Origin of the sequence: Synechococcus sp. CBW1108 (assembly GCF_015840335.1) — a bacterium.
Classification (GTDB): Bacteria; Cyanobacteriota; Cyanobacteriia; order PCC-6307; family Cyanobiaceae; genus Cyanobium_A.
Map to the genome: position 1 here is coordinate 436,990 of NZ_CP060395.1, position 25,440 is coordinate 462,429.

31 protein-coding genes, 1 tRNA gene and 1 pseudogene are annotated in these 25,440 nt (G+C 64.5%); 15 read left to right on the forward strand and 18 right to left on the reverse strand.

The genetic code is table 11. From position 1 onward, the window contains the following. Window positions 1-7 precede the first annotated feature (7 nt). Complete coding sequence (locus tag H8F27_RS02270; protein ID WP_197150958.1) at window positions 8-712, forward strand: TrkA family potassium uptake protein; 705 nt, start codon at window positions 8-10, stop codon at window positions 710-712. A 74-nt stretch (window positions 713-786) separates the two neighbouring features. Here H8F27_RS02270 and H8F27_RS02275 read toward each other — a convergent pair whose 3' ends face one another. Then, a complete protein-coding gene (locus tag H8F27_RS02275) occupies window positions 787-1,437 on the reverse strand; it encodes a DedA family protein (protein WP_197150959.1) in 651 nt (216 codons plus the stop codon). A 498-nt stretch (window positions 1,438-1,935) separates the two neighbouring features. On the opposite strand from H8F27_RS02275, the gene H8F27_RS02280 reads away from it, so the two are divergent. Further along, complete coding sequence (locus H8F27_RS02280; RefSeq protein ID WP_197150960.1) at window positions 1,936-3,741, forward strand: SLC13 family permease; 1,806 nt, start codon at window positions 1,936-1,938, stop codon at window positions 3,739-3,741. 22 nt (window positions 3,742-3,763) lie between these two features. Here the strand turns inward: H8F27_RS02280 and H8F27_RS02285 are convergent, their stop codons facing one another. From H8F27_RS02285 to H8F27_RS02305, 5 genes are read right to left on the reverse strand one after another with little or no spacing between them, the layout of a single operon-like run. Beyond that, window positions 3,764-4,510, reverse strand: coding sequence for an amino acid ABC transporter ATP-binding protein (locus H8F27_RS02285; protein ID WP_304623218.1), 747 nt, complete (start codon window positions 4,508-4,510; stop codon window positions 3,764-3,766). Further along, a complete protein-coding gene (locus tag H8F27_RS02290) occupies window positions 4,507-5,751 on the reverse strand; it encodes an amino acid ABC transporter permease (RefSeq protein WP_197150961.1) in 1,245 nt (414 codons plus the stop codon). Before H8F27_RS02290 ends, H8F27_RS02285 begins: the two co-directional genes overlap by 4 nt. Window positions 5,752-5,753: 2 nt before the next feature. Then, entirely contained in the window at window positions 5,754-6,716 is a 963-nt protein-coding gene (locus tag H8F27_RS02295; protein ID WP_197150962.1) for an ABC transporter permease subunit, read from the reverse strand. 25 nt (window positions 6,717-6,741) lie between these two features. Beyond that, entirely contained in the window at window positions 6,742-7,797 is a 1,056-nt protein-coding gene (locus tag H8F27_RS02300) for an amino acid ABC transporter substrate-binding protein (protein ID WP_197150963.1), read from the reverse strand. A gap of 51 nt (window positions 7,798-7,848) precedes the next feature. Further along, window positions 7,849-8,913: a calcium/sodium antiporter gene (locus H8F27_RS02305; RefSeq protein WP_197150964.1), complete on the reverse strand. Its 1,065-nt coding sequence runs from the start codon at window positions 8,911-8,913 to the stop codon at window positions 7,849-7,851. A 144-nt stretch (window positions 8,914-9,057) separates the two neighbouring features. Between H8F27_RS02305 and H8F27_RS02310 the strand changes: the two genes are divergently transcribed. Further along, window positions 9,058-9,330: a Nif11-like leader peptide family natural product precursor gene (locus H8F27_RS02310; RefSeq protein WP_197150966.1), complete on the forward strand. Its 273-nt coding sequence runs from the start codon at window positions 9,058-9,060 to the stop codon at window positions 9,328-9,330. Window positions 9,331-9,355: 25 nt separating this feature from the next. On the opposite strand, the gene H8F27_RS17930 is transcribed toward H8F27_RS02310, so the two are convergent. Both H8F27_RS17930 and H8F27_RS02315 read right to left on the reverse strand, forming a co-directional pair. After that, complete coding sequence (locus H8F27_RS17930; protein ID WP_255517726.1) at window positions 9,356-9,478, reverse strand: hypothetical protein; 123 nt, start codon at window positions 9,476-9,478, stop codon at window positions 9,356-9,358. A gap of 325 nt (window positions 9,479-9,803) precedes the next feature. Continuing rightward, window positions 9,804-9,887: transfer RNA gene (locus H8F27_RS02315), tRNA-Leu, on the reverse strand. Between the two features lie 20 nt (window positions 9,888-9,907). On the opposite strand from H8F27_RS02315, the gene H8F27_RS02320 reads away from it, so the two are divergent. The 4 genes and pseudogenes from H8F27_RS02320 to H8F27_RS17420 form a co-directional block, all read left to right on the forward strand. Beyond that, window positions 9,908-10,186, forward strand: coding sequence for an NAD(P)H-quinone oxidoreductase subunit L (locus tag H8F27_RS02320; protein ID WP_197150967.1), 279 nt, complete (start codon window positions 9,908-9,910; stop codon window positions 10,184-10,186). Further along, entirely contained in the window at window positions 10,183-10,524 is a 342-nt protein-coding gene (locus H8F27_RS02325; RefSeq protein ID WP_197150970.1) for a DUF3007 family protein, read from the forward strand. The genes H8F27_RS02320 and H8F27_RS02325 overlap by 4 nt, the downstream gene beginning before the upstream one ends. A 41-nt stretch (window positions 10,525-10,565) precedes the next feature. Further along, entirely contained in the window at window positions 10,566-11,381 is an 816-nt protein-coding gene (gene trpA / locus H8F27_RS02330) for a tryptophan synthase subunit alpha (RefSeq protein WP_197150971.1), read from the forward strand. 141 nt (window positions 11,382-11,522) lie between these two features. Beyond that, a pseudogene (locus H8F27_RS17420) lies at window positions 11,523-11,894 on the forward strand (class I SAM-dependent methyltransferase); the annotation flags it as partial. Between the two features lie 355 nt (window positions 11,895-12,249). Here the strand turns inward: H8F27_RS17420 and H8F27_RS02335 are convergent. Continuing rightward, window positions 12,250-13,488: an aminotransferase class I/II-fold pyridoxal phosphate-dependent enzyme gene (locus tag H8F27_RS02335; RefSeq protein ID WP_231596465.1), complete on the reverse strand. Its 1,239-nt coding sequence runs from the start codon at window positions 13,486-13,488 to the stop codon at window positions 12,250-12,252. A 5-nt stretch (window positions 13,489-13,493) separates the two neighbouring features. After that, window positions 13,494-13,778, reverse strand: a complete 285-nt coding sequence (locus tag H8F27_RS02340; protein ID WP_231596466.1) for a hypothetical protein — start codon at window positions 13,776-13,778, stop codon at window positions 13,494-13,496. A 144-nt stretch (window positions 13,779-13,922) separates the two neighbouring features. Between H8F27_RS02340 and H8F27_RS02345 the strand changes: the two genes are divergently transcribed. Next, a complete protein-coding gene (locus H8F27_RS02345) occupies window positions 13,923-14,189 on the forward strand; it encodes a YciI family protein (RefSeq protein WP_197150972.1) in 267 nt (88 codons plus the stop codon). Between the two features lie 6 nt (window positions 14,190-14,195). Here the strand turns inward: H8F27_RS02345 and H8F27_RS02350 are convergent, their stop codons facing one another. Then, window positions 14,196-14,543, reverse strand: a complete 348-nt coding sequence (locus H8F27_RS02350) for a c-type cytochrome (protein WP_231596467.1) — start codon at window positions 14,541-14,543, stop codon at window positions 14,196-14,198. 108 nt (window positions 14,544-14,651) lie between these two features. Between H8F27_RS02350 and H8F27_RS02355 the strand changes: the two genes are divergently transcribed. Continuing rightward, window positions 14,652-15,842 carry a metallophosphoesterase gene (locus H8F27_RS02355; RefSeq protein ID WP_255517757.1) on the forward strand — a complete coding sequence of 397 codons (1,191 nt, stop codon included), beginning with the start codon at window positions 14,652-14,654 and terminating at the stop codon, window positions 15,840-15,842. Between the two features lie 2 nt (window positions 15,843-15,844). Beyond that, window positions 15,845-18,553, forward strand: a complete 2,709-nt coding sequence (locus H8F27_RS02360) for an AAA family ATPase (RefSeq protein WP_197150974.1) — start codon at window positions 15,845-15,847, stop codon at window positions 18,551-18,553. A gap of 58 nt (window positions 18,554-18,611) precedes the next feature. On the opposite strand, the gene H8F27_RS02365 is transcribed toward H8F27_RS02360, so the two are convergent. Then, the gene (locus tag H8F27_RS02365) at window positions 18,612-18,977 is read right to left on the reverse strand and encodes an AbrB family transcriptional regulator (protein ID WP_197150976.1); all 366 of its coding nucleotides are present in this window, start codon (window positions 18,975-18,977) and stop codon (window positions 18,612-18,614) included. A 126-nt stretch (window positions 18,978-19,103) separates the two neighbouring features. Between H8F27_RS02365 and H8F27_RS02370 the strand changes: the two genes are divergently transcribed. Together H8F27_RS02370 and H8F27_RS02375 are read left to right on the forward strand one after the other, a co-directional pair. Next, a complete protein-coding gene (locus H8F27_RS02370) occupies window positions 19,104-19,574 on the forward strand; it encodes a GNAT family N-acetyltransferase (RefSeq protein ID WP_231596468.1) in 471 nt (156 codons plus the stop codon). A 32-nt stretch (window positions 19,575-19,606) separates the two neighbouring features. Continuing rightward, window positions 19,607-20,137, forward strand: a complete 531-nt coding sequence (locus H8F27_RS02375; protein WP_197150977.1) for a Nif11 domain/cupin domain-containing protein — start codon at window positions 19,607-19,609, stop codon at window positions 20,135-20,137. Here the strand turns inward: H8F27_RS02375 and H8F27_RS02380 are convergent. Genes H8F27_RS02380 through H8F27_RS02400 form a run of 5 tightly spaced genes read right to left on the reverse strand, consistent with a single transcriptional unit; the run spans window position 20,073 to window position 22,541 of the window. After that, entirely contained in the window at window positions 20,073-20,564 is a 492-nt protein-coding gene (locus tag H8F27_RS02380) for a phosphate-starvation-inducible PsiE family protein (RefSeq protein ID WP_197150979.1), read from the reverse strand. The two genes, H8F27_RS02375 and H8F27_RS02380, sit on opposite strands and share 65 nt — an antisense overlap. Window positions 20,565-20,588: 24 nt before the next feature. Continuing rightward, a complete protein-coding gene (locus H8F27_RS02385) occupies window positions 20,589-20,849 on the reverse strand; it encodes a hypothetical protein (protein WP_231596469.1) in 261 nt (86 codons plus the stop codon). A gap of 40 nt (window positions 20,850-20,889) precedes the next feature. Beyond that, window positions 20,890-21,222 carry a hypothetical protein gene (locus tag H8F27_RS02390; protein ID WP_197150980.1) on the reverse strand — a complete coding sequence of 111 codons (333 nt, stop codon included), beginning with the start codon at window positions 21,220-21,222 and terminating at the stop codon, window positions 20,890-20,892. Continuing rightward, on the reverse strand, window positions 21,222-21,599 hold the full coding sequence (locus tag H8F27_RS02395; RefSeq protein WP_231596470.1) for a YkvA family protein: 378 nt from the start codon (window positions 21,597-21,599) through the stop codon (window positions 21,222-21,224). Before H8F27_RS02395 ends, H8F27_RS02390 begins: the two co-directional genes overlap by 1 nt. A gap of 18 nt (window positions 21,600-21,617) precedes the next feature. After that, window positions 21,618-22,541, reverse strand: a complete 924-nt coding sequence (locus H8F27_RS02400; protein ID WP_197150982.1) for a sigma-70 family RNA polymerase sigma factor — start codon at window positions 22,539-22,541, stop codon at window positions 21,618-21,620. 146 nt (window positions 22,542-22,687) lie between these two features. On the opposite strand from H8F27_RS02400, the gene H8F27_RS02405 reads away from it, so the two are divergent. The 3 genes from H8F27_RS02405 (at window position 22,688) to H8F27_RS02415 (ending at window position 24,699) form a co-directional block, all read left to right on the forward strand. Then, window positions 22,688-23,179 (forward strand): DUF2214 family protein, encoded by a 492-nt coding sequence (locus H8F27_RS02405; protein WP_197150984.1) that lies wholly within the window; start codon window positions 22,688-22,690, stop codon window positions 23,177-23,179. A 6-nt stretch (window positions 23,180-23,185) separates the two neighbouring features. Then, a complete protein-coding gene (locus H8F27_RS02410; RefSeq protein WP_231596471.1) occupies window positions 23,186-23,845 on the forward strand; it encodes a peptidase in 660 nt (219 codons plus the stop codon). An 89-nt stretch (window positions 23,846-23,934) separates the two neighbouring features. Then, complete coding sequence (locus H8F27_RS02415) at window positions 23,935-24,699, forward strand: phycobilisome rod-core linker polypeptide (protein ID WP_197150985.1); 765 nt, start codon at window positions 23,935-23,937, stop codon at window positions 24,697-24,699. 5 nt (window positions 24,700-24,704) lie between these two features. Here H8F27_RS02415 and hisIE read toward each other — a convergent pair whose 3' ends face one another. Further along, window positions 24,705-25,412: a bifunctional phosphoribosyl-AMP cyclohydrolase/phosphoribosyl-ATP diphosphatase HisIE gene (hisIE, locus tag H8F27_RS02420; protein ID WP_197150986.1), complete on the reverse strand. Its 708-nt coding sequence runs from the start codon at window positions 25,410-25,412 to the stop codon at window positions 24,705-24,707. Window positions 25,413-25,440: the final 28 nt, after the last annotated feature.

The following is a 25,440-nucleotide window of genomic DNA, read 5'->3' on the forward strand; positions in this document are numbered from 1 at the left end:
TGATCCGATGACCAGTTGGTGGCAGTGGAACACCTCCGAAGAGGCATCTAGGGGCGGATTCGCAGTGATCGGCGTGGGGCGCTTTGGCTCGGCCGTGTGCAGCGAACTGGCCAAGGCCGGGGCGGAGGTGCTGGCCATCGATGCCAGCCAGCGGGCCATCGATGAACTGCGCCAGATCCACCCGGCCATTGAGGCCAGGGTGGTGGACTGCACAGACGAGGAAGCCCTGCGTGCCGCCGGCGTGCTCGACATGAACACCGTGGTGGTGGCCATGAGCGAACCGATCGAAGTCAGTGTCACGGCCACCCTGATCGTCAAGGACGGCGCCGGGACCCAGGTCAAGCAGGTGATTGCCCGCGCCACCAGTGATCTGCACATGAAGATGCTGCAGCGAGTGGGGGCCGATCGGGTGGTGTTCCCCTCAAAGATGGAGGGTCAGCGGTTGGGGATGGAACTTGTGCGACCCAATTTGCTGGAGCGGCTGAGGCTCGATGACCGCAACAGTATTGAGGAGATCAGGGTGCCGGCGGCCTTCATCGGTCAATCCTTACGCGACATCAACCTGCGCAAGAACTACAACGTCAGCGTGCTGGCCGCCGGCCCCGACAACCACCTCACCGTTAATCCCCCTGCCTCCCATGTGCTCGAGGCGGGCGAACTGCTGGTGGTGATGGGCGCCAGCGAGGCCCTGGCTGCCCTGCCCGGCAGCTGATCAGCTATCTGATCAAATATCAGTGGGCCGAATCGGAAGATTCGAGAAACCATGGCCTGAGCATATTTTTCGGCTCAGGACCTATGGTGTCTGCTCCAGTGCCGGAAGCCAAACCAGCAAAGGCCTACCAGCAAGCCAATCCCCGCCAATTGCATCAACAACTCCGTGAAGGGCTGAAGCCGCGCCGCGACCATGGCGTATCCATTGCCCAATGCCTTGCCCGCCAGCGTGAGCAGCAGGATCCACAGCAAACTGCCGGCGGTTGTCCAGGCCAGAAACAGTGGCTGGGGCATCAGCTCAATGCCAGCCGGCAGCGAGACAAGCGTGCGTACACCCGGAATGATCCGGCCCCAGAACACCACCGCTACCCCATGGCGATTAAACCAACTGCGGCTGCGGGCCAGATCCTCAGGCCGAAGCCCCATCCAGCGTCCATGGCGCTGGAGCCAGTGCTCCAGACGCTGCTCATTGATCAACCGACCGATCCCGTACCAGAACCAGGCCCCCAAAACGGTGCCAATCAGACCGGCCAACAGCGTTGGCACGAGCTGGAGCTTGCCTTGCTGAATCAGGAACCCGGCCAGAGGCATCACCACCTCTGAAGGAATCGGGGGCACGAGGTTTTCCAGCAGCATCACGAGGGCGATGGCGCCATAACCGATCCACGGGTTGGCTTCAACCGCTGCAAGCAGCAGGGAAGGAATCTGCTGTAATAAGGTATCCATGGGCTAAGAGCCAAAACACTGATAGAGGACAAATCGCTGCTGGCCAGCCGTTACATAGGCGCTGAATCTTTTCTACCTCAAAATAAATTTTTCCATGCGCTGACCCAACCTATGCAAGCCCATCCCATCTCTTTGGTTCAGTTTGTGTCCAACCCACCAGGCTTGGATGACTCCTGTTGGGCGGACATGTCTACCCCCAACTCCTTGCAGGTAGCAATTGGGTCAACATTAGGTGCCACGCCAAGGGCCTTGCGCAGGGCATCCATCTGGCCGATCGACTGGAGATCAAGCGAGACGGCGGCCTGCTGGCAAGCCAACAGCCAGCTGCAAACCAGAAAAATTATGCCGATGCGCCATGGGGACCCCAACAAGTTGATCCAGCCAGCGTAGGAAAAGCTCCCTGGGCGTCAGCGCGCAAGCAGGGGCCGAATGCCAGCAAGGCCAGGCGCTATTCCCGATAGGTTAACAGGCATATCCTCGAGGTCAGCCTGATTTTCAATGACTGACTTTCTTGCCGCCCTGCTCCAACCCGGCGCCCTGACAACCCTGCTGGTGCTAGCCGCGTCAATCGTGCTGTTCGTGACCGGCTGGCTGGCTCCGGAGATCACTGGACTACTGGCGGCAGCCCTGCTCATGGTGGGCGGCGTGCTCAAGCCCAGCGAGGCGGTGGAGGGCTTCGGCAGCCCTGCCCTCATTACCCTGATGGGCCTTTTTGCGCTCTCCGCCGGCCTATTTCGCAGCGGCGGTCTGGATCGTCTGCGCGCCCTGATCGGCTCCGACGCGGTGCGCAGCCCGAAGCGCATGATCGCGGTGATGGTGGCGGCGGTCGCTCCAGTGTCGGCGTTTGTCCCCAATACCCCGATCGTGGCGAGCCTGTTGCCGGTGGTGGAGGGCTGGTGCCAGCGCCGCGGCGTCTCTCCGTCCAAGGTGCTGCTGCCGCTCTCGTTTGCCACTGTGCTGGGCGGCACGATGACCCTGCTGGGTAGTTCGGTGAACCTGCTGGCCAGTGAGGTGAGCAGCAAGCTGGGCTATGGCGCCTTCGGGTTGTTTGACTTCACCCCGATCGGAATAGGGGTATGGCTGGTGGGGAGCTTGGTGATGGTGCTGCTGGCTGATCGCTTCCTGCCGGATCGGGGCCGCAATGATGACGATCTGCTCGCCGATCTCTCCAGCAGCGGCTATCTCACCGAGGTGAAGATTCCGGCGGGCTCTGAACTGATCGGCCAGTCGTTGCATGGCAGCCGCCTCCAGCGGCGCTTCGATGTCGACGTGCTGGAGCTGCATCGTGCCAGCGAACGCTTTCTGCCGCCCCTGGCTGACCGCACTCTGATGCTGGGAGATCGACTGCTGCTGCGCTGCAGCCGTGAAGACCTGCTGCGCCTCCAGCAGGAACACACCGTGATTCTCGCTCCGATGCCGGAGGAGCAGATCCTTCCCGATCAGCAAAACAACCAACGCCTGGTGGAGGTTCTGCTGCCCTCCGGCTCCACCCTGGCCGGGGATTGCCTGCGGGATCTGCGCTTCCGCCAGCGCTACAACGTCACGGTGCTGGCCCTGCGACGCGGCAACGCAGTTCTGCGGGAGCGCCTGGGACGGGCAGCGCTGCGCGAGGGGGATGTGCTGCTGCTGCAGGGCCCGAAGGATGCCATCCGCGGCCTGCAGGCCAACAACGATCTGGTGGTGCTGGAGCAACTGGAAAAGGATCTACCCACGGTGAGCCGCAAGTGGGTTGCCCTGTTGATCGCCGCACTGGTGCTCCTACTGCCGAGCCTCGAGATCATTCCCCTGGTGGCGGCGGTGTTGCTAGGCACTGTGGCGATGGTCGCCACAGGATGCCTGCGCCCCGGAGACCTGCAGCGGGCCATCCGGCTCGACGTGATCCTGTTGCTCGGTTCCCTGGGGAGCTTCAGCGAGGCCCTCGAAAAAACAGGTCTGGCCGCCGCCCTGGCCCAGGGATTACTGGCAGGGCTGCACGACTGGCCGGTGTATGCGGCGCTGCTGGTGGTGTTCCTGTTCACCACCCTGCTCACCGAGGTGATGAGTAACGCCGCCACCGTGGCCATGGTGATTCCGATCGCCGGTCAGCTGGCCCAGGGGCTTGACCAGCCACCCATGGCATTCATATACGCCGTGCTATTCGGCGCCAGCCAGAGCTTTCTGAGCCCGGTTGGCTACCAGACCAACTTGATGGTGTTCGGCCCGGGCCGCTACCGCTTCCTCGACATCGCCCGCTACGGCTTCCCGCTCACCATCGCCATGACCGTAACGGTGCCCTGGCTGATCTGCCGCTGGTTCGGCCTCTGATCCGTCTGACCTTCGAGCGGAACTAGCCGATCTGCCTGAGGAACTGCTTGCTGCGCTCGTGCTGGGGGTTGTTGAAAAACTGCTCCGGCGGAGCGATCTCCACCACCACCCCCCCATCCATCAGCACCACCCGGTGGGCCACCTGACGGGCAAAGCGCACCTCGTGGGTCACCACCACCATGGTCATGCCGTCCTGGGCCAGGCCCTGCATCACCTCCAGCACCTCCTGCACCATCTCGGGGTCGAGGGCGCTGGTGGGCTCATCGAAGAGCATGACCCGCGGCTCCATGCAGAGCGAGCGGGCGATCGCCACCCGCTGCTGCTGGCCGCCGGAGAGCTGGCCTGGATATTTGTGGGCCTGCTCGGCGATGCCCACCCGATCGAGCAGCTCGAGGGCGCGGCGCTGCACCGCCTGCTTGGGAAGCTTGCGCACCAGCACCGGCGCCAGGGTGAGGTTTTCGAGCACGCTGAGGTGGGGGAAGAGGTTGAACTGCTGGAACACCATCCCCACCTCGCGGCGCACGGCGTCGATTTGGCGCAGGTCATCACTGAGGGGGATGCCATCCACCTCGATCGAGCCCTGCTGGAAATCCTCCAGGGCATTGAAAGTGCGCAGGAAGGTGCTCTTGCCTGAACCCGAGGGTCCCATGATCACCACCACCTCGCCCTGGTGCACGGTGAGGTCCACCCCCCGCAGGGCATGGAAGCCATTGGGATACCACTTCTCGACCCGGCGGGCCTCGATCATCACGGCTGCAGGGGTGGTCATCGGGAAGGGGCGAGGTTTGGATTGAGACGGGTTTCAAGGGCCCGGCTGCCCAGGCCCAGGGCGGCGCAGCAGCACCAGAACAGCACCGCCAGCACGAGATAGACCTCCGCATTGCGGCCCAGGAAGGCCGGATTGGCCATCACCGTACGGGCGGTACCCAACAAGTCCAGCAGGCCGATCAGGGAGAGCAAGGTGGTGTCCTGAAGCAGGGTTATGAACTGGCCCACGGTGGCGGGCAGGGCCACCCTCATGGCCTGGGGCAGCACCACGTGGATCAGGGCAAACGGCATTGACAGCCCCAGGGAGCGGGCCGCCTCCAGCTGGCCCGCCGGTACGGCGGCCAAGCCGGAGCGCACCGCTTCGGCCACATAGGCGGCCGCAAAGAAGGTGAGCACCCAGGCTGCCCGCCAGACCCGATCCGGGGCCAGACCGCCGGGCAGCAGGAAGCCGAGGATGTTCTGGCCCAGAAACAGCAGGGTGATCAGGGGCGCGCCGCGGATGAACTCGATGTAGAGCAGCGAGCCCCAGCGCGGTAGGGGCAAGGTGCTGAGCCGCCCCAGGGCCAGCAGCACCCCCAGGGGGAAACAGAGCAGGATCGCAAAGGTGGCCATCAGCAGGGTGAGCAGCAGCCCGCCCCAGTCGGAGGGCGCCACCTGCACGAGCCCGAGGCCGCCGCTGATCAGCACCATCCCCACCAGGTAGAGCAGGGGCCAGATCAACGGAATCAGCCGCCGAACCAGGGGGGAAAGGGCCTGGCCCCAGCGGCCGGCGGCCCAGCGGGCCAGCAGCAGCAGGGCGGTGATGGCCCACCAGCGCAGCTGGATAGCCAGGGTTAACTGGAGTGCCAGGGGGCTCCAGAGGGCGAGCAGCACCAGAACCGCCGCGGCCCAGCGGTCATTTCCGGGCCACAGGGTGGGGGAAGATCCGGAGCGTCCGGAGCGGGACCATGCCCGCAGCAGGCCCCAGCTGAGCCCGGTGGCAAGGGCCAGCAGGGTGGTGAGCAACCAGAGGCGCCACTGCTGCTCCAGCGGGTAGCGCCCCACCGCAAACAGGGTGCTGTTGGCGCTGATCACCGTCCACTGGGCCTGGAACAGGGCCCACCTGGCCAGGCCCAGGGCCGCTGCCACCAGGAAGCCGAGCAGGGCAATGGAGATGAGGCCATCGAGGCGACTGCCGAATAGTTCGCGGCGCAGCCACTGCCAGGGCCCTGGGCGAAGCGTCACAGGAGGTGCAGGGGCCATCTTCAGCGCTCCTTGAGTTGCACGAGGCCGTTGAGGCCGTTCATCAGGGCTGAGATCACCAGGTCGATCACCAGATAGGAGCCCAGCAGGATCAGCATCACCTCCACGGCCCGGCCGGTCTGGTTGAGGGTGGTTTCCGAGACGGAATAGAGGTCGGTGAAGCCACAGGCCACGGCCAGCGAGGAGTTCTTGGCCAGGGAGATGTACTGGCTGTTGAGACCGGGCACGATCACCCGCAGGGCCTGGGGCAAAACGATGCGTTTTAGGGTAAGCAGGGGGGTGAACCCCAGGGAGCTGGCCGCCTCCCACTGCCCCTTGGGCACCGAAGCAATGCCGCCCCGCACCACCTCAGCGATGAAGGCGGCGGTGTACACCACCAGCCCCGTGAGCAGGGCCCCAAATTCGACGGTGAAGCGCAGGGAGGCCTGCCAAACCCCATTCACCAGTTGGGGATCCCCCAGAAACAGCCCAGACTTGGCCAGCACCAGCCCCGGCAGCTGGATCGCATCGGTGCCATTAGGCAAGGCCAGGAATACCACGAAATACCAGAAGATCAGCTGCAGTAGCAGGGGGATATTGCGAATCACCTCCACATACACCCGGGCCAGGCCCCGCAGCAGCCCATTGCTGCTGAAGGAGGCGGTGCCGATCAGGGTGCCCAGCACAGTGGCCCCCACCAAGCCTGCAATCACAACCCGCAGGGTGTTGACAAGCCCCGCCAGCATGGCCCACCAGTAGGGAAGGCTGGCATCAAAGGGCAGGATTGTTTCGGCCAGATCGAATCCCGCCGGTTGGCCCAACCAGCTCCAGCTGAGCAGCAGGCCCCGGGCGGTGAGATTGAGCAGCAGGTTGGTGAGCAGGAAGGCCACCACCACTCCCACCGCCAGGGCCACCACCCCCTGGACCAGCCAGGGCAGGTAGCGGCGATTGCGCCACCAGGGGGGGGCTGAAGATCGGCTGGTCATGGCAACGAACCGGAGCTCAACGCCCTCACAGGAAAGGCGGCGAGTACATCAGGCCACCTTTGAGCCATTGCTGGTTGACACCTCGCTCGAGCTTGAGGGGCGAGCCCTGACCCACATTGCGCTCAAACACCTCGCCGTAGTTCCCCACGGCCTTCACGGTTTTGACAACGAAATCGGCGGGCAGGCCGAGCTGCTTGCCAAGGTCGCCATCGACGCCGAGGAAACGGCGTAGCTGGGCCAGGTTCTTGTTGGCTTTGGCCTCAGCCAGCTTGGCGTCGATGTTGGCGGCGGTGATGCCCATTTCCTCGGCCTGGATAAGGCTGTAGACCACCCAGCGGACGGCATCGGCCCAGGCCGGATCGGCATTGATGGTGGCGGGGTTGAGGGGCTCCTTGCTCAACATATCTGGGAGCAGGAGGTGCTCTGCGGGGTTGGGGAAGCCGGTTCGCTTAGCGGCCAGCTGGGAGCGGTCAGAGGTGACAGCCACGCAACGACCCTGCAGATAGGCTGCAAAGGTCTGATCCCCAGACTGGAACTTCAGCGGCGTGTAGGTGGCATTGAGCTCCCGCATCCGGTCGGCCAGGTTGAGCTCTGTGGAGGTTCCTGTCTCCACACAGATCGGCTTGCCGGCAACGTCTTTGAGGGATTTGATCCCGCTGCTGGCGGGCACCATCACGGCCTGGCCGTCAAAGAAGGTGGTGGGTGCAAAGGCAAGGGCGTTGCCGCCAGGCGCATCGCGGCTGAGGGTCATGGTGGTGTTGCGGGAGAGCAGATCCACTTCCCCGCTGCCCAGGGCCGCAAAGCGCTCGGTGGAGCTGAGGTCGCGGTAGGTCACCTTGGCGGGATCACCCAGCACCGCAGCAGCCGTGGCCTTGCAGATGTCGACGTCCAAGCCGCTGTAACGACCGTCAGATCCCACAAAACTGAAGCCCGGCAGCTTGCCATCCACGCCGCAGTTGAGAGTGCCCCGGCCCTTAATTGCCGCCATCTTCTGGCTCTGGATGCCGCTGCCATCGCCGGCGCAGCCCCCCAAGGCCAGGGCGGCGAGCAGGGGGATGGTGAAAGTGAACCTGGCCGGCATCAGGAAGCTCTTGTTTTGGGCAGTTTGCCAGCAGTGGCCGCCAAGATTTGTTCAGGCGGGGCGCTGCAGCCGCCAGCGCAGCATCTGCCAAACCAAAAACACCAGCACCAAAGGCACCACAACCACCAGAACCACAAACCGGAATTCATCCTGGGCCGTGGTCAAGGTCTCGGAGAGCACCTGCTCAGCTAAGTAGAGCCCGTAGAGGCCCACCAGGATGCCCCCCTCCAGTCGGGTCACCACCCCCCGGGTCCAGAGGATGGGCAGCAGGGCCAGGGTGGTGAGCACCATCACCGGCAGATCCCGGCTGATCACCACCGGATCCACCAGCAACCCCTCGCCGGAGAAGACGCCGCAAACCCCCAGGATCACCAGCTGGTTGAGCAGGTTGCTGCCCACCACGTTGCCGATGGCCAGATCGGCCTTGCCGCGGTAGGCCGCCACCAGCGAGGTCACCAGCTCCGGCATCGAGGTGCCGGCTGAAACGATTGTCAGGCCGATCACGGTCTCGGTGACGCCCAGGCCGATGGCCGCCGCAGTGGCGCCCTTGACTAGCACCTGGGATCCGACCACCAACAGCACCAGGCCGCCGGCAAGCTTCGCAGCGGCGACGGCAGGGGTGGCGCGGTCGGCCTCATCAAAGTCGCCTTCCTCACCGGGATACTTGGTGGCGGTGTTCATCTCCCAGATCAGGTTGATCGCGGTGCCCACCAGCAGGGCCAGGCCTGCCTGCCAGGTGAGCCGCCCCCCGGAGGCCATGCCCCACACCGCCATCGAAACGCCCAGCAGCAGGGGCACGTCCCTCTTTACCAGACGACTTTTGACCCGCAGCGGCACCACCAGGGCGCTGAGGCCAAGCACCACCATCACATTGAAGATGTTGCTGCCCACCACGTTGCTCACGGCGATGGCATCACCATCTTGAAAAGTGGAGATCAGGCTCACGAACAACTCCGGCGCACTGGTGCCCAGGGAAACCACCGTGAGGCCGATCACGATCTGCGGAACCCCCAGCAAAAGGGCCAGGGCCGAGGACCCAGCCACAAAAAGTTCACCGCCACCAAACAGGAGCACGATGCCCAGAAGGATTTCCAGGGCACTGGGCAGGAAATTCATCAGTAGTTGACGCCGATCGGGCGCGGAGTGGGTTGATTCTGAAGGGTTACATGAACGTGGTTTTTGCCGGGGTCCTGAGCCCTAGCCTGAAGCCTTAACCCCTAGCCTGAAGCCACAATCCCTGCCCAGCCCGAGGCACCCTGGATGGAACTGGACCCTAATGCCAGCGAACTGAATATCCTGTTCACATTCCTGGGCCGGATTCAACAGGATCAAGCCCTCCGAGACCAGCTCAATGAGGTGATCACAGCCCCCGATGTGGTGGCGATTGCAGCTGCCGGGGGCTTCTGTTTCAAGACAAGCACCCTGCTGGACCTGTTTGAGCGCTGCAACGAAGCGCCCCTGGCCCGCCAAGGGCTGATGGATGAGAAATTGATTCGGGTCTATCTCCAGCGGGAGCGACTGCTGGCCGCTTAGCCCATGGGTTGGGGCATGCAGGGCATCAACGCTGGCCCAGCAACTCCTCCCAGGTGAGCAGCTGGGCCGGAGGTTTGCCCTGGGGGCGCTGGCTGAGGGAGCAGCTCGGATAGCTTGCCCGGCCGGTATGGGAGGGAGGGCGAGCCACGGTCAATGAAAACGAAATTGCGGATGAAGGAGGGGGGAACATGGAAGGTTCAACTGATATGGACTGCGCACCGAAACATTGTGATTCCACCATCTGGCAGACATTCGGAGGGAGTGATGTTGCTATGGGAATTTTGCCCTTCGCGGTTGCAAGGGGCAAATAATTCCAAACAGCAATCCTGGGAATCAGGCTTGGAGGCCCCCTGGAAGCGAAGGGGGCGCGGGTGCTGATGTCCGGCGTGCGCGGACATGGCCCGCCGGCTTCTGCCGAACCATGCAACCCTAGCTCTTCTGATGCTCCAGAGCCAATGTTGCGTGAAAACCAGTGGGGGCAGGGGGACTTGAACCCCCACAGCCTTGCAGCCTGCGGATTTTAAGTCCGCTGCGTCTACCAATTCCGCCATGCCCCCTACCCGGCCATCCTAAATTGATGGCAACACGAAGGTTTGCCGTGCAGCTGCCCGGGTTTCTTCAATCCGTTTCGCCTGATCTGCTGCTGGTGCTGGTGGCCTATGCCCTGATCGCAGGCGCCTACCTGGTGGCAGTGCCCCTGCTGCTCTACGCCTGGATGATCAAGCGTTGGACGGTGATGGGCAAGCTCGAGCGCTTCGGGGTCTACGGCTTGGTGTTCCTGTTTTTCCCTGGTCTGATCCTGTTTGCTCCCTTCATCAACCTGCGCATGGCAGGCCAGGGCGACGTGCTCTCGTGACCAACGGTCGGGCCCTGCTGCTGGCCCTGGGGGTTTTTGGCTTGGGGGGCGGCGGTTACTGGCTTTTTCAGGCCGGGGGCTTTGAGGGCTTTTCTGCTGGTATCGCCGCCTCTGCCCTGCTGATGGTGCTGGTGCTCGCCTGGACGGGCAGCTACCTATTTCGGGTGGTCACAGGCAAAATGACCTTTATCCAGCAGCGGCGCCAATACCGCGAGGCTTACGACGCCCTCACCACTGAGGCTCTGCAGCGCAAGTTTGATGCCCTCAGCCCTGAAGAGCAGGAGCGCCTGCTACGCGAAACGGGCCAGCTGCCAGAAGCTCCCCAGGGCGAGACATAGGCTCACTGGCCGAAACTCCTCTAGCTGCTGTGTCTGCTGCTTTGTCTGCCGCCCCCACCCAAATCCAGCAGCGTTTCAGCTCCCTTCGCCAACGGGGACACTGTGCCCTGATGCCGTTTTTGATGGCGGGCGATCCTGATCTGGCCCACACCAGGGCCAGCCTGCTGGCCCTGCAGGCCAATGGCGCCGACCTGGTGGAGCTAGGCATTCCTTATAGCGATCCCTTGGCCGATGGACCGGTAATTCAGGCCGCTGCCAGCCGAGCCCTGAAGGCTCGCACCACTCCAGCCGGGGTGCTGGAGATGCTCAGCTCCCTCAAGGGTGAACTCACCATGCCGGTGGTGCTGTTCACCTACAGCAACCCCTTGCTCAACCGCGGCATGGAAGCCTTCTGTGCCGCCGCCGCCGCCGCCGGAGCCGCCGGCTTGGTGGTGCCCGACCTACCCCTTGAAGAGGCCGAGAAACTCTCAGCAATCGCAGCAGCTGCCGGCCTCGATCTGGTGCTGCTAGTGGCGCCCACCACGCCAGCCGAGCGCATGGGAAGAATCCATCAGGCCAGCCGCGGCTTCACCTACCTGGTGAGCGTCACCGGCGTGACCGGGGTGCGCACGAACCTTGAGTCCCGGGTGGGCGATCTGGTGGGCCAACTCAAGACCCTGGGAGATACGCCAATCGCCGTGGGCTTTGGCATTTCCGGTCCCGAACAAGCCCGTCAGGTGCGCGACTGGGGCGCCGATGGGGCAATTGTGGGCAGTGCCCTCGTGAAAGTGATGGCGGCCGCCCATGGCCAGCAGGCCGATGTTGCCGCCGCGGCCGGGCGCTTCTGCGCCGAGCTGCGGGCCGGGCTCGACGCTTAAGCCCCGAGCAGGCTGCAGGGATTTCCCCTCATGCTGTTTTCCCCCGCCTGCGAGCGCAACAAAGGGCCGATCCTTCGGTCTCGAGCGCCTAGCCGATCTGCCCCTGCCGGCCAACAATCGAATGCTGGTGCTCGAGCGTCGATGAACGAGGCAACCAATTTATTCAGCGCGGTGGCCGCGGCCTATGCCCGCCACCGGATCACCTACCCCGCTGCCTTCTTCGAGCTCTTCCTGGGCCGCCTGATCAGCAACCCCCTGGTGTGGGACTGTGGCTGCGGCAGCGGTCAGGCCGCAATCGACCTAGCCACCGCCGGTGCCCGGGTGATTGCCACAGACGCCAGTGCGGCCCAGCTCGCAGCCGCCCGCCCCCACCCCCGCATCAGCTACCAGCTCGCTGAGGCATGCAGCAGTGGCCTGGACAGCGCCAGCGTCGACGGGGTGCTGGTGGCGGCCGCAGTGCACTGGTTCGCCGGCGACGCTTTCAACACCGAAGTGCGGCGAGTGTGCAAATCAGGGGCTGTGGTGGCCTGGATTGGCTACCTGCCGTTGCGCTTGGCGGATCCACGGCTCCAGTCATCACTGGATGGGTTCCACTGCGTCACGCTGGCCCCCTGGTGGCCCGCCGAGCGCCGCTGGGTGGAGCAGAGCTACGCCGGCCTGGCATTCCCAGCTGAAGAGTGGCCGTTTCCTACGGGGCTATGGATCGAACGCCACTGGACCCTGGCCGAACTGATCGCCCATATCGGCACCTGGTCAGCGGTGCAGCGCAGCCGAGAGGCCGGCAGCGATCCACTCCCCAACCTTCAGGCTGAACTTGCGGGCCTGTGGCCCGAGATGGGTCAGGCTGCGCTGCTGGTGCGCTGGCCCTTCATGGGTCGCTGGGGCCAGCTGAGGCCACCAGGCCCCTCAGGCCGTCGAACAGGCGATCCAAGGCTTCCGCCAGTTGGGGCCCATCCAGCAGGCCATAGCTCAGCCGCAGCACCGGCCCGCCGGCCCGGGCCGGATCTAGGCCGAAGCTTTCCCCACTGAGGGCCGCCAGCCCGTACTCCCGCACCAGGCGCCGCATCAGGGTGTCTCCTGTCAACGTGCCGGCAGCGGCCCTATCCAGCTGGAGCAGGCCATAGAAGGCGCCATCGGGATTGGCCAACAACTGCACCGGCAGGCCCCCGTAGCGCGCTTCGGCCACGGCCGCCAGGAGCTGCCGGCGGCGGTCGGCCAGGCCGGCAATCCGGGGCGCGCACCAGCTGGGTCCGGCCCTCAAGGCGGCAAGAGCCCCATGCTGGGTCAACCGCGGTGGACAGATCAGCACCGTGTCCTGCACCTTTTGTAAGGCCGGCAACAAGGGGGCGGGTACGGCCATGTAGCCAAGCCGCCAACCGGCCATGCCATAGGCCTTCGAGAGGGAATGGAGCGACACGGTGTGGGCCGCACTGCCGCTCTGGGACCCAGCACTCCAATGGGGCTCGCCGCCATGGACAAACAGCTCATAGGCCTCATCGCTGATGTGCAACAGGCCGTGCATGGCACAAAGTCGATTGATCGCCGCCAGCACAGCCGCCGGAATCACCACCCCACTGGGATTGTTGGGCGACACGGTGACGATGGCGCGGGTGCGAGGAGTGATCGCCGCAGCCAGGCGCTGGGGATCGGGGATGGCACCGCCTTCCACCAGCACCGGAACGGCGCCAGCGAGCTGCACCGCCATCACATGGTTGAAGTAATAGGGCAGCGGCAGAATCACCTCACTGGGCCCAGCTGGCGAGCCCTCGGCAATCACCTGAACAACTGCGCTGAAGGCCATGTTGCTGCCCGCTGTAACCAGCACCGCGGCCCCATCGAGGTCGAGCCCGTTCTGGCTCAGGAGCTTGGTGCTGACTGCCTCCAACAAGGGCGAATCCCCCTGCAGGGCGCCATAGCGATGCAGCTCAGGCCCACCAGCTGCCAGCGCCTCGGCCACGGCCCTGGGGACGGTCTCGGGCGGGTCCCACCCCACCATGCCCTGGGCAAGGGAGAGGCAGCCCGGGCTTTGGCGCACCAGGGCAGCCAGCTCCGGGATCACCGGGCTGAGCACCCCCTGGAGACGAAGGCTTGGCCCTGGTGGTGCCAAGGGGCTCAGAGGTTGTATTTGGCCGTCGACTGCTTCACGCAGGTGGTCTTGGCCTGATCCAGGCTCTGGCCCTTTTTGAGCATGCCATTGGCCACGCAGGTGCAGGTGTCATTGACCATGCCGGCAGGCGGGGTCTTACCAGCCTTCTGGAAATCGGCCTGCATGGCACTGGAGCATTTGCCAACAATGATCTGTTGCATCATGTTGGCGTGGGCCGGGGCCGCCACCAGGGCGGCACTGGCGCAGGCGAAAAGGAGGGGCAGGCGAAGAATGGAGCCAGGGCTGGACATGGAGGCGGGGCTGGGCATGAAGGGAGCTGAGATCGGAGCGAACCGGGTAAAAGCCCAGCCTGGTTCCAGTCTTACCACCGCGGGCGGGTTCCTGAGGATTAGGCGGGTTCCTAAAGTATTGGGCGTTTCACTAGCCCATCTGCCATGCGCTTCGTGCTCTGGGGCACCTACTGCGACGATGCCCTGACCAGGCGCGCCCCCTATCGGCAGGAGCACCTGGCAGCCCTGCAGCAACTCAAGGATGCCGGCACCCTGGTAACCCTCGGCCCGACCGAGGGGAGCACCCACGTTTTCGGCATCTTCGAGGCAGAAAATCAGGAGCTGGTGGAAGCCATCGTTAAGGGCGACGTCTACTGGCGCCATGGGATCTGGACTGAAGTGCAGATCTACCCCTGGATCCAGGCTTTCTGAAGCCAGTCAGCCCCGCGGCCAATCGAGCAGGGCCTGCTGCCACACGTAGGCCGCCACGGCCTCGGCACCTGTCTCCCCGAGCACGGCCCCGTAGCCGGCCATCTGGCCCCGGCCAGCGACCGCGATCTCGAGGATCCCGGCGGGTCCATCGAGGCCATGTCGCTCGAGGGCTCCCAGCTTCAGGGTTTGCCCCCGACGAATGATGTTGCCGCCGTTGACATGGCAGCCGGCGCAATGGTTGCTGAACAATTCAGCGCCTGAGAGGCCTGCAGCTGGAGCCGGGGCAGCCCCAACCAGCAAGCCGATGGCAAGGGCGATCACCAGGGCCATCGCCTGAACATGTTTCTGGCCCACCCTGAAAACCCTTGAACGGAGATTCCAGTGTGCTCCCACAGGCGCTAAAGAGGAGCCGGTGTCATCCCAACCGCCCTGGCTTCCAGCCCTCTGCCACCCCTCACCCTGCTGCACAGCGCTGACTGGCAGATCGGCAAGCCCTATGGCCGGGTCCAGGACCCGGACAAACGGGCCCTCCTGCGCCAGGTGCGGCTCCAGGCCATCGGCCGGATCGCAACCCATGCCGCCAGCACGGGAGCCGATTTGGTGGCGGTGGCCGGAGATCTGTTCGACTCCCCCACCCCCGGCAGAGCCGATGTGAGTGCCGTGTGTGCCGCCATCGGCTCCATCCCCTGCCCAGTGCTGGTGATCCCGGGCAACCACGACCACGGCGGCCCTGGCAGCGTCTGGCATAGCCCCTACTTCCAGGCAGAGCAACTGCGCCGCGCCGCCAACCTTCAGGTGCTGCTGGAGCCCGCACCGTTGGGACTCGAAGCGGCAGTGATCCTTCCCTGCCCGCTGCTGCGGCGCAGCGACAGCGCCGATCCCTGCGGTTGGCTCCACACGGTCAACTGGGCCCAGCTGCCGGCGGACAAGCCCCGGGTTGTGATCGCCCATGGCTCGGTGCACGGCTTCGCTGCCCCCGATCTCGACAGGAGCAGCGACGGCGCCAACAACCGGCTGCGCCTCGAGGGGCCCTGGCTGGACCAGGTGGACTACGTCGCCCTGGGGGACTGGCACGGGGTCAAGCAGGTTGCCGCAAAGGTTTGGTATAGCGGCAGCCCCGAACCGGACCGCTTCCCCCGCAGCCCTGACTACCGCTCCGGGGTGGTGTTGCAGGCCCGGATCAGCAGGGGGCTGAACCCCGAGGTCACCCCCCTGGACACCGGGGTGCTGAGCTGGCATCCCCTGCGGGTGGAGTTGCACCAGGATGGCGATCTAGACCGGCTTGAAGATCAGCTGGATGCCCTGCTCGGCGGCCGGATTGGCAGCGATCTGCTGCTGCTGGAGGTGGGCGGCAGCCTCAGCCTGGCCGGCCACCGCCGCTATGGGGCCCTGCTCGAGCGCCTGGAAGCCCAGCTGCTGCGGCTCAAACTGCGGGGCCGTTGCGAAGCCGCTCCCGGCGAGGCTGAGCTGGCCGAACTCACCCAGCGCCCCTGTGATCCGCTGGTGGCCCGCGTGGCCGGGGAACTGCAGCAGGCAATCGCCACCGGCGCAGGAATCTGCGACGAAGCTCTCGGCGCCAATGGGTTGGATCCAGCCCTGTTGCGTCTTGCCCTCTGTGAGCTGCACCAAACCGTTGGGCAGCTGCAGGGCTGACCATGCGCCTGCTCCATGCCAGCTTGCGCCAGGTGCGCCTCCATCAGCATCTGGAGCTGCGCTTTGATCCCCATTTCACCCTGCTGGGCGGCGCCAACGAGGCCGGCAAAAGCACGGTGGTAGAGGCCCTGCATAAGGTTCTCTTCCTGCGGGCAAGTGCCACCGGCCGGGCGGTGGACGAGCTGCGCTCACGCCTGCACAGCGGCCTGCCGGAAATTGCAGTGGGCTTCGAGGCGGCCGGAGCCCGATGGGAGCTGCGCAAACGCTTTTCCGGCGCCAGTGGCACCTGCCAGCTGGGCAGCGACGGCGGCGTAGCCCTCCAGGGGGCTGCCGCCGAGGAGCAATTGGCCCGCCTGCTGGGCGTGGAGGGGCCGATTGAGGGCCGCAGGCACGGCCAGTTGCCCCAGCGCTGGGGCCACCTCTGGGTGCGTCAGGGAGAGTCGGGCAGCAACCTGCTGGCCGGCCCAGGCGAGGCCTATGACCTCAAATCCCTGGTGCAGCAGTTACAGCTACGGGGGGCCGCAGCGGCCCTGGAATCGCCCCTGGATCGGCTGGTGGGGGAGCAGCTGCAAGCCAGGCTGGATTTGCAATTCACCGCCACGGGCAAGGTGAAGGCCGGCTCCCCCCTGGCCGAGGCGCGGCAGCGCTGCCAGGAGGCCCACTCAGCCCTGGAACAGGCCCAGGGCCACCGGGCTGAGCTGGAATCGGCCATGGAGCAACTGCAGCGGATCGGCGCAAGGCTGCAGGCCATCGACACGGTGGAAAGGCCCCGGCTGAGGCGGGCCAGCCAACTGGCGGGCCAGCTCCGCCTGCGCCAGGCCCAGATCGGCCCCCTGCAGCAACAATTTGCCCAGTTGGAGCTGGCCCTGGCTGAGCAGCAGGCCCTCCAGCAGCAAGGCCTCAACCTGGAGGCCCAACAGCAGGCCTGGCAGCAGCAGCTGGCCAGCCTGCTGGAGGAGCAAACCACCCACCAAGCCGGCTGCCGAGCTGGGGAGCTGGCCCTGCTGGAGCTCGATGGCCAGCAGCGGGAGCTGGCAGGGCGGCTTGAGCTGGCCCAGCAACTGCTCGACCTCGCCAGCCTTGAGGAGGAAGCCCGGCAGCTGAACGCTCACCAACAGCAGTTCGAGCAACTTCAACGGGATGCCCAGCTGTGCAAGCAACGTCTGCTGGAGCTGGCACCGATCGATCAGGAAACGGTCCGGGCCCTCAGACAGGCGGAACAACAGCTGGCCCAGGCCCAGGCCCGCAGCCAGGCAATGGCCACCGCCGTTGCCCTGCTCGATGCCGACCAAGCGGTGACGGTAGGGGGCCAGCCACTCCTGCCGGGTGAAACCCTGCAACTCAGCCGCGCCGCCGAGCTCAGCATCGGCAGCGGCGTGCGGCTGCGAATCAGCCCTGGTGGGGGCAAGGCAAACCTGGAAGCAGCTGAAGCGCTGGAGGCCCGTGCCCAGTCCCTGCTCAACCTGCAGCAGCAGGCCGGGGTCGGCAGCAGCGAGGCTGCTGAGCAGATTGCGGGGCAACGCCAGGAGCTGGAGCGGGAACTGGCCCGCCTGCGCCAGGCAGCTGGCGCCATCCCCTGGAGCCGGCTCAGCGAGCAGATCGGCGCCCTCGAACCCCGGCGAGAGCGCCTGCTGCGCCATCTCGATCGCCATCGGCAGCTGCGCCTAGCCATCGCCCAGGAGGAGGGACTGCCAGACCAGAGGGAAAGCCTGGAAAGCTGGCTGGATGCACTGCGGCACCAGAGCAGCCAGGCAGGCCTGCTCCGCCAGCAGCTAGAAGCTGGGCTGCAAGCAAGGCGCCAACAGCTGGCCGATCGGATCGCTGCCTGCAGCCAACTGGAAAGGCAGCTAGCCGAGCTCGGCGGCTCCCTCGCCCCATTGAAGCAACGGCAGCTGGCCCTCGAAAAGCTCCACGGCACCCAGGCAGCCCTTGCAGCAGACCTGGAACACCGCAGGCAAGAGCTGCACATCCAGGCGGGCGAGCTAGACGAGCTGCAGGAATCCCTGCGGGAACTTTTACCGGAAGCCTGCGCCGCCAGCCAGCCCGCTCACGGCAAGGAAAACTGGATCGAGGAGCTGATCCAGCAACTCGATGCCGAAAAGGATGGCCTGCTCACCAGCCGCGGCCAGAACGAGCAACTATGTCTAAGCCACAGCGTTGAAGATCCGGCCGCAGCGGTTGAACAATGCCTCGCCAGGCTGGAGAGCGCCCAGGGTGAGCGGGAAGCCATCGAACGCCAGACCCTGGCCCTGCAGATCCTGCAATCGCTATTTCACAAAGCCCGGCAGGAATTCTCCCAGCGCTATCGCGAACCCCTGGAGGAGGCGATTGGTCCCTACCTTGAGGATCTGGGCAGCAGGGATCAACAGGTTCGGCTTGATTTTGATCCGAAGCGCGGCTTTGGCGATTTCGAGCTGCAACAGGGCATGCAGCGCTATGGCTTTGAGCAGCTCAGTGGGGGCATGCGCGAACAGCTGGCCACGGCCCTGAGGCTGGCCCTGGCCGAGGTGCTGCTGCCTGGTTACGACGGTTGCCTGCCGTTGATCTTTGACGACGCCTTCACCAACAGCGACCCCAGGCGCCTGGGGGGGCTGCATCGCATGCTCGGGCGGGGGCTGGCAAAGGGAGCGCAGATCATCCTGCTGTCCTGCAATCCGGCGGACTATCAGGAATTCGCAACTAAAAACGGCAGCGTGATCACGCTGCCGTAGGTGCCGGGCTGCCGGAGCCCAGCCAAGATTGGGTGCGGCCCGAGGGCGAGCCGGCAAATCACTCTTCGTCTTCGTCGGCCGAGCCGGCAGGAATCAGGCGGATCTGTTTACGGCCCAGCTTGATCTCAAATTCGTCGCCGGGCTTGAGGTCGAGCAGGGCCGTATAGGCCTTGCCGATCAACAGGTTGCCATTGCCCTGCACCGTGGCCACATAACTAAGCTTGCGCCCGCCCTTGCCGACCTTGCCGGTGCTGCCGAGGTCGACGCCCTTGGCCTCGAGCAGGGCCTCGTAGAAAGCCGTGAAATTGAGCCGTTCTCCGCCGTCCTTCTTATTTGAAACATAGCCGCAGGAGCGGACGATCTCCGATTTACCCACATCGCCGAGCTCTTTGACCTTGGCAAGCAGTTCAGATCCTATCAGCATTGATTTAGGGGATTAGGGGAATGAAAGGGCCTGGCCCAGTGATTACATTCAGAATGTACACCATGGCCAGTGCTTGCCAACCCATTGAAATCAATTCCAATCCAGAAGACTCCCCCCTGCCTACGTGTGCTGGTTGAGAGCGATCTAGATCAGCTCAAAGAGGTGTATCGCGATGCCGTGATCACCCAGGCCAAGCCCCTTTACAGCTCCGCCCAGATTGGCGCCTGGTCAAACCATGCCCACCGGAGTCATTTTCTGGCCAAGGCACTTATCAGGGGGTATGGCCTGGCCAGCTGTAACCCCACTGATGCTGGGGTGGTGGAAGCCTTTGGCCTGCTCGATCCAATCGAACGGCTCTCCCTGCTCTACTGCCGTGGCCGCTCCTGTCGCCAGGGCCGGAGCGGGTCAATACTTGTAGGCCTGGAAAACCATGCCTTGCAACAGGGCTGCCAGCTGTTGCACACCGAAGCGAGTCAATTGTCGAAGCCGCTGTTGCTGCGGATGGGCTGGCAGATCGACCACGAAGAAAGGGTGATCTTTGCAGGCGAGGCCTTCCTTCGATGGCGGATGATCAAATCCTTAAACCAGCCCATCTGAGGGCTGGGCAACCCAAAGGTGGAGGTAGACAGGTGGCTGAAGCCCAGCTGCAGCAATTTCTCGAAAAGGTACGCCAGCTGAATGGCTTCATCGATCTCAGCGAGATCGACCCCGGCCTACGCCAGGAGCTGACGGACTGCAGCACCCACCAAGCGGTCGTGGCCCTGGCCCGCAGTCGGGGCTTTGAGATAGGCCAGCGCTGGGGGGAAAAGACTCCCGCCGCCCCAGACCCTCCCAACCTGCTCACCCAGGCCTGCCCGGCCGCTGGAGAAGAGCGCAGCGAAGTGCTGCTCAAGCTGTCCAGCTGGCGCCTGGAGCGAATCCATTCCTGCCAGGCATGCAGCCCACCAGACTTTTGGTATGACCAGGCCGAGCACGAATGGGTGGTGTTGCTCCAGGGCAGCGCCCAGATCCAGCTTGAAGGGGAGGATCGGCCGCGGGAGCTATGCCAGGGCGACAGCCTGCTGATATCGGCCCACCGCCGTCACCGGCTGGTTTCTACGGATCCCGATCCCGGATCCATCTGGCTGGCCCTGTTCTGGCACCAGGCCTGCGAAGGTTGAGGCTGCGCATCAACCAGAAGGCGGCGGCCAGGGCCAGGACGGCAATGCCAAGACCAGCTAGAAGCTGGGGCTTGTTCTCGGAACCGGGGGGCAGCACGATCACCTTCCTCGCCACCGCTGTCATGGCGGTGAGCAAGACCAGTTCAATCTGCACCACATGGCGGCGCAGGTAGGAGATGATGTTCTGAAGCACCTCCCCGGCGATCAAGAGGGTGAGCAGATCACCCAAAACCAGGTTGAGCTTGCTGGCAAGCCAAGGAGTACCTGGCTGGCTGAGGGCCAGGATCACTGTGCCGATCAGCTGAATGGTGGCGGCGGCCATCACCACCAGCAGCACCAGGCCAAGCACCTTGGCCAGGGCCTGCTCGCTGCGGTCCACCAAGTTGAGGTAGGTGTTGTCCTCAAAAAAGCGACGCAGCCTGGTCATGGATGGGTAGAATTGATTGTTGTATTAATTTTTGAACTGGTCATAGATCGGTTTGGCCTGGGTATCGCTGGGGGAATTTTCCAGCTGGGTATCACAAGTGATCGATCCATCCGGCCCGGTGACGCAGTTTTTGGCCTTCACCTTGGTGGAGGGCCCCACGGAACTGCCCGGGCCCACCAGAAAGCTCTCCGCCTGGGCAAGAGCAGGAGTACCTCCAACCATCCCTAGCAGGGCAATGACACCAGTGAGGATCAGGTTCTGGCAGAGAGAGCCAATGGGAGGCATCGCGGGATCAGTGCTGGCTGATTCAGTCTGGCGGGAAAGCTCAGGATTGTTGGTCTTGACGTATCTCCTGCAACAGCAGATCCAGCTGCCCTAGGGAAGCCTCCAAGCCCGGCAGCCCATCGGCGTCCGACTCAAAGACTCCATCCTCGCTCTGCCAGAGATCTTCAATAGCGCAAAGCTGTTCGGCCAGGCCCGCCAGCCCCAAACGGCCGTAAGTTCGTTGCAGCACATCGAGCAGCACGGGCATGCGTATCGAGCTGGCATGGAGCGCCCGGCGCAGGTCCGCCTGGGTGCGCCCGGTGTGCCTTAGCCAATCCTTGATGAACCCCTGCAGATCCTCAAGCTGGTCGCCGGTAAGGGTGGCCTGCGCCATCAGCGATTCATGGGGAACCAGCGATCCAACCGACGCTGGGCTCGCATCCTGACAGCCGGAGTGCGGTGTCTGGCGCAGAGCCCAAGCAGGGCCGTCACTGCCACCAGATCGTCGCTGAAACCCGCAACAGGGATGAAATCGGGAATCAGATCCAGGGGCACCAGCAGGTAGGTGAGGGCCGCCAATACCGTGAACTTGGCCGTGACAGGGGTGTCGGGGTCGAGCAGAAGCTCCAGACATTCCAGCGCCGGGCGGGCGATGGTGCGACCGGCACGGCGCAGCAATTTCAGCAGCAACGCCTCATCCACCACGGTGCTGTCGAGCACCTGGGCGTCTACGGATTCGCTCATGGCCAGCACGGCAACCAACAGCGCCATTCAAAGCCCAAGCGGGAGCTAGTCGACCACCACCAACCCACTCTCAATGCCGGTTTTCCGCAACTTGGCCAGGGCCCGTTGCACCACCTGGCGGCAATACTCACGGCTGCAATCCAGTTGCCGCGCCACTTCGGCCAGGGTGCGCCACCCATGGCTGCTGTCGAGGCCGAAGCGCAGCATCAGCACGGCGCGCTCCTTGGCGGTGAGGTTGGCCCGGTCCAGCAGGGTCCACACCATGGCAGTGCGTTCAGCCAACTCCGCCCGCTCCATCGGTGCCAACTCCGGGCTGGGCAGCACATCCACCAATTCGGAGGGATCGGATTTCGACTTCACCACACCCTGCAGGCTGACGGTGATGCTGCGCAGTTCACAGCCGAGCAGGTCTTCCACCTCCTGGAGCGGCAGATCCATCGCCTGGGCGAGATGGGCTGGCCCGGGAGCCGCGCCATTTGCCTGGAGGTAGCGAGCCTTGGCAGCGCGGAGCTTGGTGAGCTTTTCGTTCACATTCACCGGGATGCGAATCGTGCGGCTCTGGGTAGACAAGGCCCGATTGAGACCCTGACGAATCCACCAGTAGGCGTAGGTGCTGAACCGGTGTCCCCTGGTGGGGTCGTATTTCTCAACGGCACGGGTCAGGCCCAGGGTGCCTTCCTGGATCAGATCCAGCAGATCGAGGCCCTTGTTCTGGTAGCGCTTGGCCAGATTTACCACCAACCGCAAGTTGGCGGTGATCATCTGATTTTTGGCCCGCTCGCCGGTCTTGAGGGTCCTGCGTTCAAGGTCGTCATAGGCACAGGCAGGGCCACTGCCGCCGGCTTCGCGGCAACGCTCCTGCAGCTGGGCCATGGCCTGCACCCGGCGACCCAGGGTCAGCTCCTGATCCGGTGTGAGCAATTGATGGCGGCCAATTTCACCGAGAAAGGCGCTCAGGGAGCTCGCCATGGTTGACCGAAGCGGTGTTTTTAAGCTAGGGGCAATCCGCAGCCGCAATCAAACCAGCAGAAAAGCTTCCAACTTGCCGGCCTCCTCCATCAAGGTTGATCAGCCAGCACGATTGGTTAGCGTTACGTGCAATTGCCCGCTCCAGCATGCCTGGCCTAGCCGCCATTCCACCTGAGGTGCTTTCCCGGGCCGGGGTGGCCTACGTGCACTACCTCAGCTTCATGCTCTGCTTCGGAGCCCTGGTGCTGGAGCGGCGGCTGATCAAGGCGAATCCCAGCAAGGCCGATGCCACCTTGATGGTGATCACCGATGTGGTGTACGGCCTGGCCGCCCTGGCCCTGCTGGTTAGTGGGATTTTACGGGTGCTCTACTTCGGCCAGGGCAGCGATTTTTATACGGAGAATCCACTCTTCTGGTGGAAAGTAGGTATCTATCTCGGGGTGGGCGGCCTGTCGTTGTACCCCACCGTCACCTACATCCTCTGGGCCATTCCGCTGCGCAAGGGTGAACTGCCCCAGGTGAGCGAAGCCCTCGCCGGCCGCCTGGCCTGGATCCTCAACATCGAGCTGGTGGGCTTTGCCCTGGTGCCCCTGCTGGCCACCCTGATGGCCCGCGGTGTGGGACTTCCGGCCAGCTGAGGGGGAGTGGTTCGGATCTGGGGCGCCATTTTCCTGGTGGCCAGCCTTTGGCTGCTGCCAGCACCTGCGCCAGCCGAGCAAGGCAAGGGAGCCGCTGGTGACTATCGCCACCGGCTCGAGCCCACCCCCCATGGCTGGCCGCGGCTGCGCCAGTGGTGCGTCTGGATTGAGCCCGTTGCCGCAATCGGCCCCGCAGCCCGCTGGGATCAGGCCTGGCTCAAAGCCGTGGAAGCCGCCCTGGCCAGCTGGGGGGAACTGGTGGCCATCAGCCGGGCTGGGAGCCCTGAACAGGCCCAGGTGAAGCTGCTGCGGCGCCGACCACCCCTGCAGGGCGGCAGGGCCAGCCATGGTCGCGCCGAACTGGAACTGGCTTCGGTACAACGGGGCGGCGAAACCCTGCTCGAGCCTCGGGTGCGGGTGAGCATCAGCCCTGGCCAGCGGGCTGAGGCCATCCAGGCCACAGCCCTCCACGAGCTGGGCCATGCCTTTGGCCTCTGGGGCCACAGCGACCAACCCCTAGACGCCATGGCGGCGGTGCCGGGGCCGACGCCGATCCTGGCCCTAACGGGCCGGGATCGGGCCACCTTTCTGTGGCTTCAACAGCAGCCTGGGCTAGGGGGCCAGGAAGGCACTGCCGATCCAGGCCAGGCCCCTTGTGGCCCATGACGTTGTCTGTCGTTCAGGGAGCCCTCCCGCCCAACCGGCGGCCAGTTCGCATACGTTTCCCAGTACCCAGATCCCCCCATCGCTAGCCAATGCCCCTCCCCGTTCTGGCCACCAAACCACTGACCAACAGCGCCCGAGTGTCCAGCTTCCTGGCCAGCGGTGAGGAAACCCCAAGGCAAAGTGACACGGCCTGCCTATCAAGGGACCGCGCCGCCGCCGATGGGCTGATCGAGCAAGCTTATCGGCAGATTTACTTCCACGCCTTCAAAGTTGATCGGGATGCGGTGCTGGAGTCGCAGCTGCGTTCAGGCCAGATCAGCACCCGCGATTTCATTCGTGCCCTACTGCTCTCGGATAAATTCACGCGGGATTTCTACCGCTGTAACAGCAATTACCGGGTAGTGGAACAGGTCGTTGGGCGCGTGCTCGGTCGACCGGTACATGGCCAATCCGAGCGCATCGCCTGGTCAATCGTGATCGCCGAACAGGGCCTGCCAGCTTTTGTGGATGCCCTGCTGAATTCGCCGGAATACCTGGGCGCCTTCGGCGACAACCTGGTGCCTTTCCAGCGCTCAAGGGTGCTGCCCGGTCACTCAGCCGGCACCATGCCTTTCAACCAACAGGCTCCGCGCTACGACGCCTACTGGCGCGACACCATGGCCCGTCGGGCACCGGCCGGGGGGACCCCCTGGGGGGTGGGGTCGGGCTGGGCCCGGCCGCAGTGGCTGGCCAACCAACCCACCCCTGCCGTGCAAAAAATCTGGCAATACGGCGTGGCGACAGGGGGGTTTGTGGTTACGGGGCTGGTGCTCTGGATCGCAGCCGCCATGCTGAGCACGGCAGGCCAGGGCTGATGGTCTCAGTCGCGGCGGGGTGCCCCCCGCCGCGACGCCAGCACCTGCTGCACCTGGCGCCAACTGACGCCGTGGTGGGCCAGGGCCACCTGCAGGTGGAAAACCATATCGGCTGCCTCGCCAGCGATCTCGTTGGCGTTGGCGTCCTTGCAGGCCATCACGAATTCGGCAGTTTCCTCACCGATCTTTTTGAGGATGCGGTTATCACCACCCTCCAGCAGCTTGTTGGTGTAGCTGCCGGGCTCGGGCCGGTCGCGCCTGCCCTCAATCACCCGCATCAGCTCGGTGCAAGCGTCGGCTGGGGGCTGGGCGGCCCCCGGGCCCCCACCACTGGGGGTGGGGCCCTCGTCAAAGAAACAGCTGCGGGCGCCGGTGTGGCAGGCCCGATCGCCGCTCTGCTCAATCGTGAGCAACAGCACATCGGCGTCACAGTCGTAACGCAGGCCCTTCAAGACCTGCGTGTGGCCGCTGGTGGCCCCCTTGTGCCACAGCTCCTGGCGAGAGCGACTCCAATAGTGCACCTCGCCGCTGGCGAGGGTGCGCTCGATCGCCTCACGGTTCATCCAGGCCACCATCAACACGGCGCCATCGAGCCAGTCCTGGGCAACGGCGGGGATCAGGCCTTTCTCATTAAAGTGAAGCGTGGCGGCTAGAGAGCCACAAAAGCCAGGATCCGGGGGCTGAAATGATTGCTGCAAGGGCTGCTGATCCATCTCTGTCCTGAATCTTCCCGCACAATCC

What these genes read in the sequence shown, in the direction of transcription:
- H8F27_RS02390 (WP_197150980.1), bottom strand. Translation starts at nt 21,222, where the DNA reads ATGGCGCAGGCCACCCTTACCGGCGACCAGCTTGAGGATCTGCAGGGG.
- H8F27_RS02285 (WP_304623218.1), bottom strand. Translation starts at nt 4,510, where the DNA reads ATGACCACCCCTGCAGCCGTGATGATCGAGGCCCGCCGGGTCGAGAAG.
- H8F27_RS02360 (WP_197150974.1), top strand. Translation starts at nt 15,845, where the DNA reads ATGCGCCTGCTCCATGCCAGCTTGCGCCAGGTGCGCCTCCATCAGCAT.
- H8F27_RS02310 (WP_197150966.1), top strand. Translation starts at nt 9,058, where the DNA reads ATGGAACTGGACCCTAATGCCAGCGAACTGAATATCCTGTTCACATTC.
- H8F27_RS02320 (WP_197150967.1), top strand. Translation starts at nt 9,908, where the DNA reads ATGGCAACACGAAGGTTTGCCGTGCAGCTGCCCGGGTTTCTTCAATCC.
- H8F27_RS02415 (WP_197150985.1), top strand. Translation starts at nt 23,935, where the DNA reads ATGCCCCTCCCCGTTCTGGCCACCAAACCACTGACCAACAGCGCCCGA.
- H8F27_RS02275 (WP_197150959.1), bottom strand. Translation starts at nt 1,437, where the DNA reads ATGGATACCTTATTACAGCAGATTCCTTCCCTGCTGCTTGCAGCGGTT.
- H8F27_RS02290 (WP_197150961.1), bottom strand. Translation starts at nt 5,751, where the DNA reads ATGGCCCCTGCACCTCCTGTGACGCTTCGCCCAGGGCCCTGGCAGTGG.
- H8F27_RS02405 (WP_197150984.1), top strand. Translation starts at nt 22,688, where the DNA reads ATGCCTGGCCTAGCCGCCATTCCACCTGAGGTGCTTTCCCGGGCCGGG.
- H8F27_RS02365 (WP_197150976.1), bottom strand. Translation starts at nt 18,977, where the DNA reads ATGCTGATAGGATCTGAACTGCTTGCCAAGGTCAAAGAGCTCGGCGAT.
- H8F27_RS02395 (WP_231596470.1), bottom strand. Translation starts at nt 21,599, where the DNA reads ATGGCGCTGTTGGTTGCCGTGCTGGCCATGAGCGAATCCGTAGACGCC.
- H8F27_RS02345 (WP_197150972.1), top strand. Translation starts at nt 13,923, where the DNA reads ATGCGCTTCGTGCTCTGGGGCACCTACTGCGACGATGCCCTGACCAGG.
- H8F27_RS02380 (WP_197150979.1), bottom strand. Translation starts at nt 20,564, where the DNA reads ATGACCAGGCTGCGTCGCTTTTTTGAGGACAACACCTACCTCAACTTG.
- H8F27_RS02280 (WP_197150960.1), top strand. Translation starts at nt 1,936, where the DNA reads ATGACTGACTTTCTTGCCGCCCTGCTCCAACCCGGCGCCCTGACAACC.
- H8F27_RS02385 (WP_231596469.1), bottom strand. Translation starts at nt 20,849, where the DNA reads ATGCCTCCCATTGGCTCTCTCTGCCAGAACCTGATCCTCACTGGTGTC.
- H8F27_RS02270 (WP_197150958.1), top strand. Translation starts at nt 8, where the DNA reads ATGACCAGTTGGTGGCAGTGGAACACCTCCGAAGAGGCATCTAGGGGC.
- hisIE (WP_197150986.1), bottom strand. Translation starts at nt 25,412, where the DNA reads ATGGATCAGCAGCCCTTGCAGCAATCATTTCAGCCCCCGGATCCTGGC.
- H8F27_RS02305 (WP_197150964.1), bottom strand. Translation starts at nt 8,913, where the DNA reads ATGAATTTCCTGCCCAGTGCCCTGGAAATCCTTCTGGGCATCGTGCTC.
- H8F27_RS02300 (WP_197150963.1), bottom strand. Translation starts at nt 7,797, where the DNA reads ATGCCGGCCAGGTTCACTTTCACCATCCCCCTGCTCGCCGCCCTGGCC.
- H8F27_RS02400 (WP_197150982.1), bottom strand. Translation starts at nt 22,541, where the DNA reads ATGGCGAGCTCCCTGAGCGCCTTTCTCGGTGAAATTGGCCGCCATCAA.
- H8F27_RS02295 (WP_197150962.1), bottom strand. Translation starts at nt 6,716, where the DNA reads ATGACCAGCCGATCTTCAGCCCCCCCCTGGTGGCGCAATCGCCGCTAC.
- H8F27_RS02340 (WP_231596466.1), bottom strand. Translation starts at nt 13,778, where the DNA reads ATGTCCAGCCCTGGCTCCATTCTTCGCCTGCCCCTCCTTTTCGCCTGC.